10 protein-coding genes and 2 pseudogenes are annotated in these 15,261 nt (G+C 52.5%); 8 read left to right on the top strand and 4 right to left on the bottom strand.

The window, feature by feature from the left end; all coding sequences use genetic code 11:
* Positions 1 to 19: 19 nt before the first annotated feature.
* Genes nifJ through hypD form a run of 3 tightly spaced genes read left to right on the top strand, consistent with a single transcriptional unit; the run spans position 20 to position 5,803 of the window.
* Positions 20 to 3,643, top strand: a complete 3,624-nt coding sequence (nifJ, locus tag DO97_RS02440) for a pyruvate:ferredoxin (flavodoxin) oxidoreductase (RefSeq protein WP_036530898.1) — start codon at positions 20 to 22, stop codon at positions 3,641 to 3,643.
* Positions 3,640 to 4,653, top strand: coding sequence for a dihydroorotate dehydrogenase-like protein (locus DO97_RS02435; protein ID WP_036530896.1), 1,014 nt, complete (start codon positions 3,640 to 3,642; stop codon positions 4,651 to 4,653). Before nifJ ends, DO97_RS02435 begins: the two co-directional genes overlap by 4 nt.
* A gap of 7 nt (positions 4,654 to 4,660) precedes the next feature.
* A complete protein-coding gene (gene hypD / locus DO97_RS02430) occupies positions 4,661 to 5,803 on the top strand; it encodes a hydrogenase formation protein HypD (protein ID WP_036530889.1) in 1,143 nt (380 codons plus the stop codon).
* Between the two features lie 73 nt (positions 5,804 to 5,876).
* On the opposite strand, the pseudogene DO97_RS02425 reads toward hypD, so the two are convergent.
* Positions 5,877 to 7,467: pseudogene (locus DO97_RS02425) on the bottom strand (NCS2 family permease).
* 385 nt (positions 7,468 to 7,852) lie between these two features.
* Here DO97_RS02425 and DO97_RS25695 point away from each other — a divergent pair.
* The 3 genes and pseudogenes from DO97_RS25695 (at position 7,853) to DO97_RS02410 (ending at position 10,284) form a co-directional block, all read left to right on the top strand.
* Complete coding sequence (locus tag DO97_RS25695; protein WP_239651375.1) at positions 7,853 to 8,050, top strand: hypothetical protein; 198 nt, start codon at positions 7,853 to 7,855, stop codon at positions 8,048 to 8,050.
* Between the two features lie 145 nt (positions 8,051 to 8,195).
* Positions 8,196 to 9,954 (top strand): annotated as a pseudogene (gene argS, locus DO97_RS30630) (arginine--tRNA ligase).
* 147 nt (positions 9,955 to 10,101) lie between these two features.
* Complete coding sequence (locus DO97_RS02410; RefSeq protein ID WP_036530888.1) at positions 10,102 to 10,284, top strand: hypothetical protein; 183 nt, start codon at positions 10,102 to 10,104, stop codon at positions 10,282 to 10,284.
* 37 nt (positions 10,285 to 10,321) lie between these two features.
* On the opposite strand, the gene DO97_RS02405 is transcribed toward DO97_RS02410, so the two are convergent.
* Entirely contained in the window at positions 10,322 to 10,681 is a 360-nt protein-coding gene (locus DO97_RS02405; RefSeq protein WP_036530886.1) for a phasin family protein, read from the bottom strand.
* A 386-nt stretch (positions 10,682 to 11,067) separates the two neighbouring features.
* Between DO97_RS02405 and DO97_RS02400 the strand changes: the two genes are divergently transcribed.
* Entirely contained in the window at positions 11,068 to 12,246 is a 1,179-nt protein-coding gene (locus tag DO97_RS02400; protein ID WP_476703512.1) for an HhoA/HhoB/HtrA family serine endopeptidase, read from the top strand.
* On the opposite strand, the gene DO97_RS02395 is transcribed toward DO97_RS02400, so the two are convergent.
* Positions 12,243 to 13,031, bottom strand: a complete 789-nt coding sequence (locus DO97_RS02395; RefSeq protein ID WP_036530884.1) for a class I SAM-dependent methyltransferase — start codon at positions 13,029 to 13,031, stop codon at positions 12,243 to 12,245. The two genes, DO97_RS02400 and DO97_RS02395, sit on opposite strands and share 4 nt — an antisense overlap.
* Before the next feature lie 910 nt (positions 13,032 to 13,941).
* Here DO97_RS02395 and DO97_RS02390 point away from each other — a divergent pair.
* Entirely contained in the window at positions 13,942 to 14,790 is an 849-nt protein-coding gene (locus DO97_RS02390; protein WP_036530883.1) for a hypothetical protein, read from the top strand.
* Here the strand turns inward: DO97_RS02390 and DO97_RS02385 are convergent.
* Positions 14,756 to 15,261: IS630 family transposase (locus DO97_RS02385; protein WP_036530882.1), on the bottom strand; the 506-nt coding region annotated here is incomplete at its 5' end. The genes DO97_RS02390 and DO97_RS02385 overlap by 35 nt on opposite strands.

The raw sequence follows: 15,261 nt of genomic DNA, 5'->3' as shown, positions 1-15,261 counted from the left end.
TTTCTTCGAGGAATTTACAATGCTACCCCCAGCTTTCGCCACCCTAGATGGCAATGAAGCCGTCGCCCAGGTTGCCTATCGATTGAGCGAAGTGATTGCCATTTATCCCATTACCCCCGCCTCTCCCATGGGGGAATGGGCCGATGCCTGGGCGGCATCCCATCAACCCAACCTCTGGGGCACGGTTCCAGCGGTGTTTGAAATGCAGAGTGAAGGGGGTGCTGCCGGAGCCATTCATGGTGCTTTGCAAGCGGGGACGGTAGCCACCACCTTTACAGCCTCCCAGGGATTGTTATTAATGATCCCAAATTTGTATAAAATTGCTGGGGAATTGACAGCCGTTGTCTTCCATGTCGCTGCTCGATCGCTGGCTACCCAGGCTCTCTCCATTTTTGGGGATCACAGTGATGTCATGGCGGTGCGATCGACGGGATGTGCCCTGCTCTGCTCGGCCTCGGTGCAGGAAGCCCAAGATTTCGCCGCGATCGCCACTCTGGCCACCTTAGAATCCCGCATCCCCTTCCTGCATTTTTTTGATGGCTTCCGCACCTCCCACGAAATCCAAAAAGTGGCACTGCTAGCGGATGAGACCTTAAAAGACTTGATTCCCAGCGACTTGATCGCCGCCCATCGCGCCCGTGCCCTCACCCCCGATCACCCGGTGATTCGCGGCACCGCCCAAAACCCAGATGTATATTTCCAAGCACGAGAGGCCGTGAACGGCTATTACACTGCCTGTGCGGCGATCGTGCAACGGGCCATGGATACCTTTGCCCAGCTCACTGGCCGCCAATATCACTTGTTTGATTACCACGGCGATCCAGCGGCAGAGCGGGTGATTGTCCTCATGGGTTCGGGTTGCGAAACGGTGCATGAAACCGTAGACACCTTAATTACCCAAGGCGAGAAAGTCGGTGTCTTAAAAGTCCGACTCTATCGTCCCTTTGATGGGCAGGCCTTTGTAGCGGCTTTACCCCCGACGGTGCAGGCGATTGCTATATTGGATCGCACCAAGGAACCAGGGAGTATTGGGGAACCCCTCTACCAGGATGTGGTCACGGCTCTCATGGAATCGGAGCACCTGATCCGGCGGGTGATTGGCGGACGCTATGGTCTCTCTTCCAAGGAATTTACCCCGGCCATGGTCAAGGCTATCTATGAGCATCTGACGGTGGAGCATCCCAAACGCCATTTCACCATTGGCATTCAAGATGATGTCACCCATACCTCCCTGGCCTTTGATCCCAGCTTCTCCACCGAGTCCGATCGGGTGGTGCGCGCCCTTTTCTATGGCCTCGGCTCCGATGGCACCGTTGGTGCGAACAAAAACTCGATCAAAATCATTGGGGAAGAAACTGACAACTACGCCCAGGGCTATTTTGTCTATGACTCGAAAAAATCAGGCTCCGTCACCGTTTCCCACCTGCGCTTTGGCCCCGATTTGATTCGCTCCACCTATTTGGTGACACAGGCTAACTTTGTCGCCTGCCACCAATGGGAATTTATCGACAAGTTTGATCTACTCAGTACCGTCCAACCCCAAGCCACCTTTCTGCTCAATAGCCCCTTCAGTCCGGTAGCCACCTGGCAACACTTGCCAGATACCCTGAAGCAAGAGGTCCAAAAGCACCAGTTAAAGGTCTATACGATCAACGCCTCCCAGGTAGCGAAGGATGCGGGCATGGGGCAGCACATCAATACCGTCATGCAGGTGTGCTTCTTTGCCCTGGCCGGGGTCTTACCTCGGGAGGAGGCGATCGCCCGCATCAAACAGTCCATTCGCAAGACCTACAGCAAAAAGGGCGAATCGGTGGTGGAGATGAACCTGCGGGCAATCGATCAAACCCTGGAGCACCTTTACGAGATCCCCTATACGACCTACAGCGATGCAGCAACAACGCATCCCGAACCTGTAAAATCCTGGGTTCCAGCCACTGCTCCAGCCTTTGTGCGGGAGGTTTTGGCTCCGATCATGACCCGTCAAGGCGACCATTTACCCGTGAGCGCCTTGCCGGTAGATGGCACCTACCCTACGGGTACCTCCCAATGGGAAAAACGGTATATTGCCCAGGAGATTCCCGTCTGGGATCCTGATGTCTGTGTGCAATGTGGCAAATGCGTCATGGTCTGTCCCCACGCGGTGATTCGAGGGAAGGTGGTGACCCCTGGGGCATTGGATCAAGCTCCGGAAACCTTCAAGGCGGCTCCAGCTCGGGATCACGATTGGGCGGATTTGCAATTCACCCTGCAAGTCTCGGCAGCAGACTGCACGGGCTGTGGCATTTGTGTGGATATCTGCCCTGCAAAAAATAAGGCCGAACCCCGTAAAAAAGCGATCAATATGGCTCCCCTCCCCTCCTTGAGAGCCCCAGAAGCGGCCAATTGGGACTTCTTCTTGAACCTGCCCAACCCCGATCGGGCTGGCTTAAATTTGCACAAGATTGCCCATCAACAGATGCAGGAACCGTTGTTTGAGTTTTCGGGGGCCTGTGCCGGTTGTGGCGAAACCCCTTACATTAAACTGGCGACCCAACTGTTTGGCGATCGCATGTTGGTGGCCAATGCCACGGGTTGCTCTTCTATCTACGGGGGTAATCTGCCGACGACTCCCTGGACGCACAACGCGGCAGGGCTGGGGCCAGCCTGGTCGAATTCCCTGTTTGAAGATAATGCTGAGTTTGGTCTGGGCTTTCGGGTGGCGATCGATAAGCAAACCGAGTATGCCCAAGAGTTGCTGCAAAAGCTGACGCAGGACGACATCGCATCTGCCCCGATTCCGGTTGACCTGACAACTGCGATCTTGACGGCCACCCAAACCGATGAAGCTGATATTGTTGAGCAACGGCAACGGGTGTCGCTGCTGAAGCAGTACCTGGACAGCTGGCTAGCTCAAACTCCCGATGACGCTCTCCGCCAAAAGATCCAAGCACTTTTGGGAGTGGTCGATTATCTGGTGAAAAAGAGTGTCTGGATGATTGGTGGGGATGGCTGGGCCTATGACATTGGTTATGGCGGCTTGGATCATGTCCTAGCCAGTGGCCGCAATGTCAATATTCTGGTGTTGGATACGGAGGTTTACTCCAATACGGGGGGGCAAATGTCAAAGGCAACCCCCAGAGGGGCGGTGGCTAAGTTTGCCTCCGGGGGAAAGCCAGGACCCAAGAAAGACCTAGGCTTGATGGCGATGACCTACGGCAATGCCTATGTCGCCAGTGTGGCCATGGGGGCGCGGGATGAACATACCCTGCGGGCTTTTCTAGAAGCAGAATCCTACGATGGCCCTTCGCTGATTATTGCCTATTCCCACTGCATTGCCCACGGTATTGATATGAAAACCGGAATGCAGCACCAGAAGTCGATGGTGGAGTCAGGACGTTGGCTACTCTATCGCTACGATCCCCGTCGGACGGAGCGGGGGGAGAACCCGCTCATCGTTGACTCGCGATCGCCCAAGCTCCCGGTTGAGCAAGCGATGTACACAGAAAATCGGTTCAAGATGCTAACTCGCAGCAACCCCGCAGCAGCTAAGCGGTTGGGCAAACTGGCTCAATCGGATGTTGATACCCGTTGGCAACTGTATCAGGCTCTGGCCACCCGGTCCGTTGAAGCCAATCATCCCCATCCCCAGCAGGAAACCCCATGAACTTAACCACAACTTACCTCGGCCTGGAGTTGCGATCGCCCCTGGTGGTCGGCGCGGCGGCTCCCCTCTCGGAAGACTTGGACAATATCAAGCGGATGGAAGATGCGGGAGCGGCGGCAGTGGTGTTGCACTCCCTGTTTGAGGAGCAAATTGAGCAGGAGATGGCGGAGTTTCACCACCATTCCCTTTATGGCACCGAAAGCTTTGCCGAAGCCCTGACCTATTTCCCTGAACCGGATATTTTCCATGTTGGCCCCGATCTCTATCTGGAGCATATCCGCCGCGCCAAGGAGATGACGCAGATCCCGATCATCGCTAGCTTAAATGGGTCTAGTATCGGGGGCTGGACTTCCTATGGACGACAAATTGAGCAGGCAGGGGCCGATGCCCTGGAACTGAATATCTATGCAATTCCCACGGATGTGAATCTGAGCGGGACTGATCTGGAAGCCCAGTATTTGGAGATTCTCACGGCGGTGAAATCGGCGATCGCCATTCCCGTTGCCGTCAAACTCAGCCCTTACTTTACCAACCTGGCGAACCTGGCGCATCAATGCCAATTGCGGGGGGCCGATGCCCTGGTGTTGTTTAATCGCTTCTATCAACCTGATATTGACATTGAGACCTTAGAAGTTGTCCCCCATGTGCTGCTGAGTACGGCTCAGGAGATGCGTCTGCCCATGCGCTGGATTGCCCTGCTCTATGGTCGGGTGGCGCTTGATCTGGCAGCCAGTGGTGGCATCCATAAAGGGGAAGATGTGGTGCGAATGCTGATGGCTGGCGCTCAGGTGACCCTGCTGGTCAGTACCCTGTTACGCCATGGCATTGAGCATTTACGCACCCTCGAACAGGATCTAGAACAATGGCTAGAGGAATATGAATATCCCTCAGTACGGGCGCTTCAAGGGACGATGAGTCAGGCATCTTGTCCTACCCCGAGTGAGTTTGAGCGGGTGCAATATATGAAAGCCATCCAAACCTATCACCCCCATCTAGCCCATCGCCGATGAGAAACCGATGAAATTTTTAGCAGAATTCCGGGATGCGGATTTAGCACGGCAGTATGTGGCAGCGATCGCCCACCTCACCACTCGCCCTTGGGCGATCATGGAGGTTTGTGGCGGTCAAACCCATACCATTGTCAAATTCGGTCTGGATCAGCTACTACCAGACACTATCCGGTTGATTCATGGGCCAGGGTGCCCGGTGTGTGTCACTCCTGCCAAGATCATTGATGCCGCCCTCGCGATCGCCCGTCAACCTCAGGTGATTTTCTGCTCCTTTGGGGATATGTTACGAGTTCCCGGTTCCATCCCCGCCTGGAACGACACCGTCCCCACCGTTGCTATGGATTTGCTGGCGGTAAAAGCAGCGGGTGGAGATGTGAGAATCGTCTATTCCCCCCTGGATGCCGTGGACATCGCCCGCAATTGCCCCGATCAGGAAGTGGTGTTCTTCGCAGTTGGCTTTGAAACCACAGCTCCCGCCACAGCCATGGCCGTGTATCAGGCGCAGCAGTTGGGACTCAAGAACTTTTCATTGTTGGTTTCCCATGTCTTAGTCCCCCCCGCCATGGCAGCGCTGTTGTCTGACCCCAACTGTCAAGTCCAGGGGTTTCTTGCGGCGGGGCATGTCTGTACGGTCATGGGGTATGCAGCCTACGATGCGATCGCGACCCGTTACCAGATTCCCATCGTCGTCACGGGCTTTGAACCAGTGGATCTGTTGCAGGGAATTTATCTCTGTCTACAACAATTAGAATCGGGGCAAGCAAAGGTGGAAAATCAATACCGCCGCTCGGTGCAAAAACAGGGGAATGCGATCGCCCAACAGATGATGCAAGAAATTTTTGAAGTCATCCCCCAGCAGTGGCGCGGCTTAGGCACCATTCCCCAAAGTGGGTTGGGCCTGCGTTCGGCCTATGCGGGGTTTGATGCTTTGAAAAAAGGGCTACTGCCATTATCAAATCTCCCCACGGCTGAAACCTCGGACTGCATCAGTGGTCAGATTTTGCAGGGGATTCAGAAACCCCTGGATTGTCCAGCCTTTGCCAAAGGCTGTAAGCCAGAACATCCCCTCGGTGCGCCCATGGTGTCCTCGGAGGGAGCCTGTGCTGCCTACTATCGCTATCGCCAGCGATCGCCCTTGAGTTGTACGTGATCCCTAGCATTGCTTAGGCTAGCCCGATTTAAGGTCGTGAGTGTCGAGTAGCCGCTGCCGCATCATTTGAGTGTCAAGACGATGGGGACGGACGGCTGGATTGCCAAGCGGCATAGAAAAAAAGAATTGACATCAATCCATAGCCCACCGCCCAGGCTCCCCCAGTTCCCCATCCCAGGTCAATAACGGTATCGGCAGCAGTCCACTTAAAGGCGTGCATTAACCCCACCCAAGACAGAAACGCTGCCGCCAATGCCCAGTAAGCAGCCTGACGAAATTGCTGTTCAATAATATAGACCGTGATCGCGGCTAAAATCATGGCCGAAAAAATAAAACCCTGTTCCAGGGCAAAGGCACCGTCAATATAGGTATCACTCAGCTTAAACAGCGCTACCAGATCCGGCGAAAACGGCTGGTTAGGGGTTCCTAACCCTGCTGCCCGCAGGGAATTTTTGGCAATCAAGGCTCCCCAGCCAGCAATTCCCGGCAACAACCCCACCACAACAGCAGGGGCATGGTGGGAGGGGGTGGCGGTGAAGCTCTGGGCAACAATCACAATCCCAATCCACAACACGATCGCCATCCCTGCTTCCACCGGCACCCAATAGGTGAGCAGGGCAATGGTTCCTGTCAAGCAGAGAAGTCCCATAATGATGCCATTGAGTAGGGAATAGCCTACCCGCGCTCCCATGGTTTTCCATCCGGGATGACCAATATAAATTGTGGTCGGGAAACAAGAGCCACAGATGGCGGCAACGACGGTACCGATGCCATTCGTGGCTAAACAGGGAGCTACTGGGTAGCGATCGCCCGCTGCTTCGGCACTTTCGAGGTTTTGCAAGCTCCCCACCAGGTTAAATAACCCCATGGGCAAAATGATGCTCAGGTATTCCACCAGCGTTCCCCGTGCATCCCAGAGTTCTCCCAGCCAAACTTGTGGTACATAGACCCCAATCGGATCGAGGGCGGCCATCAGGCGAGTCGTATCCCAACTCACCAGCCCTGTTCCCCAAGCCAGTCCCATCCCCAAGAGAACCGCAAGTAACCCACCCGGAATGCCAAAGCGCACCCGCCCGAAATAGCTGAGCAGGATCACCCCTAAGGGTACCAGACCCACCACAGGATACGCATAGGTACGAAACAGAAAGCCAATGGCAATAAAGGTGAGGGCAATGCCTCCCAAGGTCGAGAGCAGAGCCGCCCGGGGTGCTAACCGTTGCAGATATTCCCCCACCCAAGCTCCCGCGAACTCGATGATCCCGGAGCCGAAACAAGCGACCAGCCCTGCTTTCCAGGCCAATTCCGCCGCTGGCTCAGGAGCCATTCCTTGGGCGATCGCCCCGAGCTTGACGGGTAACATCACCAGAAAAACCATAAGCAAACAAACTAATCGTATTAATGCCATAGGGAATCGCAGTCAAATCATCCCGTTGCTCCCGTTGTCCCTGACGATAGGCCAGCCAACTATAGTACACATTACCGACAATCAAACTCAGGGCCACTCCCGGCAAAATCCGTCCGTACACCAGAGCCGGAGAGAAACCCAGCACCGTCTGACAGAGATTAACAATTAGCAAAATTTGAATAAAGTTATCGAGGGCGAGACCGAAAAAGCCATCAATATCGTGGCGAACAAACCAGCGGGGACGAGGGGTGATTTCCATAGATGGATTTAAATGGTGAGGAGGGACAGAGAATCCGATAATTTTGGTGGATTCTGCACCGGGACAGGGTGGACAAAGATTATACTGTCTCCATGCATCCTGAATTGTGCATCTTCCGGTGTAATGCTACATCTTGCTCAGGTTACGGGAAAGGAACATACCTATCCAACCGAACTGCGGCTGCTGGCTCGCCAGATATCGGAACATAGTTGGCAACTCCTAGATGACGTTGTCTGCTCCATTGCCACAGACACGCTCAGGGATGGTTCCCTGGTTCTGCTCGATTTCTCTGAGGCAGGAGAAGTTCTGAGTCTGCAAGACGCAACTCCTTGGATTCTAGAATTGATAGAGACCTATCTGGTTAAAGGGCTGACCCCCGGTTTTTTTGCAACAGGAAGCAGAGCGAGCCGAACAGTGGCGGCAAAATCTGACCTTCCAAAGTCAGGAACTGGGTCGCCAACGCTTAGAAATTGAAGCCCGCCGGGAACAGATCCAGGAATTAGAAGAGAATCTGAAGCGAGAGCGTCAGCAGCTAGAACAGGTAGCGTCTGAGTTGAAAAAGAATGCTGGACTCTCTGCTTAGGGGACAGAGATGGAGGGGGGAGCCTTGAGCGATCGCTCCAACGCCATCGCCAGGTTTGCAGGCGGTGGGTCGGTAAACAACCTATGCTGGATAGGTGGGTTCAAGGATCTCCTGCCGCTGCCTGTATTGCTTTGAGTTGCCCGTGATGAATTCGATCTCTTCTCTCCTGAACCTGCGGTTTCAACAAGCGCTGAGGGTTGCCTTTGGGGTTGAAACCAGTCCCGTTGAGCCTCTGTTGGTATCTGCCAGCAACCCCAAGTTTGGGGATTACCAGTCCAATGTGGCCCTAGCACTGACGAAATCCTTAGGTCAGCCCCCACGGGCGATCGCCGAGCAGTTGTTACCAGCCCTTGATGTCGCGGATCTCTGTGAACTGCCCACAGTGGCCGGGGCAGGATTTATTAATCTGACATTGAAGCCGACTTATCTGGCGCAGCGTCTGACCGAGATCCTAGGGGATGAGCGTCTGGGAGTAGCTAGGGTCAACCCCCCTCAGCGGGTGATTGTGGATTTCTCCAGCCCCAATATTGCCAAAGAAATGCATGTTGGTCACCTCCGTTCCACGATCATTGGGGATGCGATCGCCCGAATTCTTGAATTCCAGGGGCATGAGGTGTTGCGTCTCAACCATGTCGGAGATTGGGGCACCCAGTTTGGAATGTTGATCACATACCTGCGAGAAGTCTATCCGGCGGCTCTGACAACCGCCGATGTTCTGGATCTCGGAGATCTGGTGGCATTTTACAAGCAGGCGAAGCAGCGATTTGACCAGGATGTAACCTTTCAAGAAACGGCTCGGCAGGAAGTGGTGCGGCTCCAATCCGGGGCAACCGATACCCTCCATGCTTGGAAATTGCTCTGTGACCAGTCTCGCCGTGAGTTTCAGATCATTTATCAGCTGCTGGATATTAGGATTACGGAGCGGGGGGAATCCTTCTATAACGCCCTCCTGCCTAGCGTGGTAGCCGACCTAGAACAGGCTGGGTTGCTGGTGGAGGATGCCGGGGCTGAATGTGTGTTTCTAGAGGGCTTTACCAACAAAGAAGGGAACCCCCAACCCTTGATTGTGCAGAAATCCGATGGGGGGTACAACTACGCCACCACAGATTTGGCTGCCCTGCGTTACCGGATTCACCAGGATCAGGCACAACGCATCATCTATGTCACCGATGTTGGCCAGTCCACTCATTTTGCTCAGTTTTTTTCAGGTGGCACAACGGGCGGGTTGGATTCCCCCAGGAGTGGAGGTGGTGCATGTGCCCTTTGGCCTCGTGTTGGGGGAAGATGGCAAGAAATTTCGGACTCGATCAGGGGATACGGTGAGGTTACAGGATCTGTTGGATCAGGCGATCGCCCGGACTCGCACCGATCTAGAAACCCGGCTGGAGGCTGAGCAGCGCCAAGAAACCCCCGACTTTATCCAGGAGGTTGCCCAGACCATTGGCATTGCGGCGGTGAAATATGCGGATCTGAGCCAGAACCGATGCAGTAACTATATTTTCAGCTATGACAAAATGCTGGCACTGCAGGGCAATACAGCTCCCTACTTGCTCTATGCCTATGTGCGCATTCAAGGCATTGGCCGTAAGGGGCAAATTAATCTACAGCAGTTGAGCAGTGATCGTCGGCTTCAGTTAGAAGACGAAACAGAGTTAGTGCTAGCCAAACATCTGCTGCAATTGACGGATACCCTGGAGCAGGTGGGTCAAGATTTGTTGCCCCATCGCCTGTGTCAATATCTGTTTGAACTCAGTCAAAAGTTTAACCAATTCTATGACCGGTGCCCGGTGTTATCCGCAGCGGAACCCCTGCAGACCTCGCGGTTGGCTCTGTGCGATCTGACGGCCCGGACCCTGAGGTTGGGTCTATCGCTACTGGGCATTCCGGTGCTGGAGCGCATGTAGACAGCCCTCGCGGTGCCCTGCGATCAGGGCGTTAGATCACAGCCTCACCGCCGCAATATCACCGCTAGACTCAACCTTCCTCACAACGCCTCGGCTGGCTAAACCCCAAAATAAAAGCATCAACCGATACCGAAGCCAGAGGAACCCATGCGTCTTACCGATGTGATTCAACCCGTCTTAGAAGCAGGCATCTTAACCACCGATGTGGAAAGTAAAATCAATCATTTGATCTGGAGCGGCTCCGCCAATGCCCAAGAGATTGCCCTTCTCCATCAATTGTTAGAAGGATTAACCTGTGGCGACATTCGCTACACGACGACAGCCATCTAAGCCTTGCTGGGGTGCAAATCCAACCAACGGCGATCGCCTAATCACGATGAAGCTGCTTCAACTCATCCTGAAGTTCTTGCACCTGTTGCCGCAACTTGTCTAAGTCCTGATTGTCGAGACCTTCTGTGTCACTGAGAATTTCAATTTTGCGGGGTTCGGTGGCAGTGGCGGTTGGTTCGGGGGAGCCTGCCTGCTGCTGTGCTTGCAACATCAGCTCTTCCACAAGGCGACGCGCCTCTTCTGTGGTCATTTCTCCCCGCCGCACCATTTCATCCACTAATTTTTGGGACTGCATCCGCACTTCTGCCAGCTTATCCCCTGCCTTCTCTGCACCCAGTGCTGCTAACCCCACACCCAGGTAAAAGGCCTTTTGGACAATATCTCCTAAGCCCATCACTGTGAACGCTCCCAGATCAAATTGCTACTACTCTCAAGGATAGGAGGAAACTGAGAAAACTGCCCAGAGCCGTTGCGATCGCTAGAGTCAGGGAGCAAATCATCGGTAGCAGCGTCTTGAGATCCAAGAGGGTGATGGAATTTCACGAAGGGGCGATCGCCCTGTCATCCCAATGTCACACCGACTCTCTACTGTAGAACTAACAGCGGGACTGTCTGCAAAATGACCCGAGGACAGACAGGAGCCCTCCCTGGGATATCCAATTGATCTGTTGGCAACGAAGGAGAATGAAGGCCGATGAAGCTGCTGAACTCTGACTTAGACCTTGCTCCAGCAAGGGAATCCTCTGACCGGCTCTCTGGCAAGATGGCAGCCTCGAAGTCTGCCTGGAGAAAGCCAAGTTTTATACATGCTATTGCCGTTGGTCGGGGCTAGCTTGGCGTTGGTGGGCGATCGCTGGCTGCCTTCCAATGCAGTTGACCCCCCCTGCGGTGGTGGCTCAAGTGCCCACAGGACGCACGGGGCTGATTGATGCGTCGGGAGGCAACTTCATTGCCACTGCGGTGGAAAAAGTGGGGCCAGCAGTGGTGCGGATCGATGCCTCCCGCACGGTGAAGACACAAGTGCCGTCCATGTTCAATGATCCCTTCTTCCGGCAGTTCTTTGGGGACGAATTCCCGTCACCTCCTAGCAGTCGAGTGGAGCGGGGAACTGGTTCTGGATTCATTATTGAAGGTAATGGGTTGATTCTCACCAATGCCCACGTGGTCGCGGGGGCTGACGCTGTGACCGTCACCCTCAAAGATGGCCGTAACTTCGAAGGGAAGGTGCTGGGGGTTGATCCCATCACCGATGTGGCGGTGGTGCGGATTCAGGCGCAGGGTTTGCCGACGGTGGCGCTGGGGAATTCCGATCAACTGAGGCCGGGGGAATGGGCGATCGCCATTGGCAATCCCCTTGGGTTAGATAACACAGTCACCGCTGGCATTATTAGTGCCACTGGCCGCAGTAGCTCCCAGGTTGGGGAGCCTGATAAGCGGATTAACTTCATCCAGACCGATGCCGCCATTAACCCTGGGAACTCTGGAGGCCCCCTCCTGAATCAACAGGGTGAAGTCGTGGGCATGAACACAGCAATTATTGGCGGTGCCCAAGGCTTAGGCTTTGCGATCCCCATCAACACAGCGCGACAAATTGCGGATCAACTGGTAGCCAAGGGACGAGTTGATCATCCCTTCTTGGGGATTCAAATGACCGCCCTCTCTCCCAATCTCAAGGAGCAAATCAACAGCAACCCGAATAGTGGGATCACGGTTCAGGAAGATCAGGGGATTTTGATTATGCGGGTGGCTCAGAACTCTCCGGCAGCGAGATCTGGGTTACGGGCTGGGGATGTGATTATCAAAATCAATGGTCGCTCTGTCACAAAGTCCGAGGAAGTTCAACAAGCGGTGGAAAAAAGTGCGGTTGGCGGCTCACTCACCATGGAAGTGCGGCGGAATGGACAGGCTGTGTCTCTGGAGGTGAAACCCGGAGCATTCCCCACTGCCCAAGCGACACCCTAACAGTCTGGCTGCAGAGACTCACGGGTTTGACTGAGATAGACCTGAGTGATCAGGACTAAGGAAACCAGTCCTTGAGCATTGGCAAACTGGGCATATAGACCGCTTAGATCAACCAGTAACTGCTCTAGGGCTGGGCCTTGTTTTGGCACATAGGACGTACTCTGCATCCGACCCAGTAAGCCCTGCCAGTCTAGGTTTTGCCAATTGGTAAACTGAGTTTGCTCCACAGCACCAAAGCGGGGATGTTGGAGTAACTGTGCCGTGGGGTTGTGACGATCCATGGCGGGATGGTGATTGGAGGCAATTTGCAACAACCGCCGATAGCTGCCGGTAAAGGGATCAGAGGGATCTAGATGATTCCAGATCAGAGCCAGTCTGCCTGAAGGTTTGAGAATTCGCTGAAATTCCCAGAGGGTAGGTTGGGGGGAAAACCAGTGGAAGGACTGGAAACAGGTCACTAAATCGAGGGACTGATAGGGCAATTCTGTCTGTTCCGCAGTTCCGGCAAAGAAAGTCACTAGGGGATGGGGGGTGGCAGCCAGCCGCATGGCCTGGTTTGGCTCGAGGGCATAGACGTGAACGCCTCGTTCGGCCAGGAGCCGTGCGGAGATACCCGTGCCTGCGCCAACATCAGCCGCCACCAAATCACTGGGTGTGAGACCCGCCAAAATTTTGTCAATGGCGGCAGCGGGATAGCTCGGTCGATAGCGGGCATAATCACTGGCGCGATCGCTGAACCGCTGCAAAGGATTCATCTGATGAAGGGAGACATCTTCGGGGTGCATAAAACCCTACCTCTCGGTGCCTAAGTGCTAGATAGATATCGGCAGCGGTAAACGCCGCTAAATTCACCTTAGTAAATTGTGGTGAGTCCCAGAGATCGGCGTTGCCTGCTCGGAGAGAATCCCTCGTCGGCTGGTTGAGTGGCGACCCAATACATCGAAGTTTAACGACGCATTTCCAGCATTAATCAGGATTTATATAAAGTTTCATTGCAGATTGCGTAAGACATTGTCCAATCAACTGACTTATCTATAGAACCACTCAAGAAAAAGGAGAAAGCAACAAAGGGGGAACGCATTTCAAGATTGGCCGTGTTCCATTGCCTCGGGCAAAATGTCTGAGGCTGAGTGTTGCGCGAAATTGAATCGGTGTTCTGCTACCCCAGAGCGATAGGGGAAATATTTCACCCTCTCAAGGTGTGCATATTTTTTATGACGGTAAAAAACTGATTTCATAACATTTATGACTGAGTATGGTCTATGACTTTGCTGTCCATTTTTTCATGGCTAAACATTATGGTAATTTCAGTTTTAAACGGCTTTACAAAAAACATATATAAAGTCTAAAAGCCTTGCCTGCAAAAGGATACAGGCTTCTTAAGCCTGATTTAATAAGCAATGCAATGCGCCTTCTTGCTTTTTTTTCAAGAAAGTGATAACTATTGAATATCTTGATCTTGTATATTTCTTTAGAATGTTACGCAATGTGCAATTTTCCCAATCCCCCTCACCCTAAATCCCTCTCCCAGAGCGGGAGAGGGACTTTGATAAAGTCTTGCTCCCCTGCTCCTATTTTGGGAGAAGGGGCTGGGGGATGAGGGCTGAGTTTAGTTGCACATCAAGTAATGTTAATTAAGGTCAACCGAGATCCTCAAAATGATTTAAGTCGTCTCGAAAAGGGTATTGGTCTAAAATGTCATCGAATGAAAATGAACAAGAGATAAAACAGTTGACTGTAAACTCTAATCACGAGTCAAGTGAAAATACAGCTGAAATGGAAATTGAACCATCATCTCCACACAAGGAAGACTATGGAAGTAGAGACAAACTATATATATATGCATCGGCCATTGAGCTAATTATTGGTATTTCATTAGTCTATATTCCAATTATCCCTTTGATTCCAATTATCCCATCAATTCTCATTGGGTCAGGGCTTGCTACGTTCGTTTATAGATTCATGGGTGGAATCAAACAAGAAGACTCATTGGCAATGGGCGGAATAAAAATTGGGGGTGCCATTGCCACCTTATTAGGTACAGCAACGATCATTAGCCAGCTACTTGATCAGCAGGTCTCTAATATGGGAGTTTTATTGACAGCGCCTGCAGGGGTCAACAAAGATGATGTATTCATATTAAGGAAAACAACCGGAGAGCTATTACCTTTAATCAAGGTTGGAAATGGGTATAGACGTGAACTAATTCTTGGCGATGCTTCTAATTTTTTAGTGGATAAAGATTTCACTAATCTAAATCCAGTAAAAAGTAGCTGTTTAGATGGAAATGGGTTATGTAAAGACAGCTTTAAGCCAGTTTTATTTAGTATTGACCCCAGATTAAAACTGCACCAAGCTGCTATTTGTGAAGAGCTTTATAACAGGCTGCAATCAATACCAATGCAGATAAAACTTGAAGATGACAATAGGATCAGTCGTGTAAGTATTACTAAAAGTCAACCCTGTGATAGCAAACCGAACGAACCAATGCGTATGTATATAGCATTTTTCACTCTTGTGAGGCGTAGTAGCAACAGTGAGTGAACCAATTTTTGAGGTTTTCCAAAGATACTTGAGAAAAAGCGTCTTCAATGGCATTAGCGAGATCGGGATAGCTGCGTGCCCCAATCGTCCGCAAAATATTTTTAATCTTTGAGAAGCAATTTTCTATCGGTGAAAAGTCTGGAGAATAGGGAGGTAAATAAATCAACTTAGCACCCACGTCCTCAATCAGCTTTCTGATCGTGTCATGGTTGTGTATCGAGTAGTTATCCATAATCACACAAGCTCCTTTCCAAAGTTTCGGAACCAGGTGGCGAGCAATGAAGGCTTCAAAGGTCAAACCATCGGTTGAACCGACGATACTTACGTTAGTGACAACGGTTTTGAGGCTGATTGCACTGATTGTAGAGACTCGTTTACCTCGCTTGCTGGGGCGCTTACCCCGTGCTCTTTTACCTTTAGGGGCACGAGCATGTAACCGGGTGAGGGCTAAATCAACCCCAAATTCATCAA

Source organism: Neosynechococcus sphagnicola sy1, assembly GCF_000775285.1.
Classification (GTDB): domain Bacteria; phylum Cyanobacteriota; class Cyanobacteriia; order Neosynechococcales; family Neosynechococcaceae; genus Neosynechococcus; species Neosynechococcus sphagnicola.
Note: the sequence above shows the minus strand (reverse complement) of the source record. Positions and strands in the feature narration are given on the sequence as shown.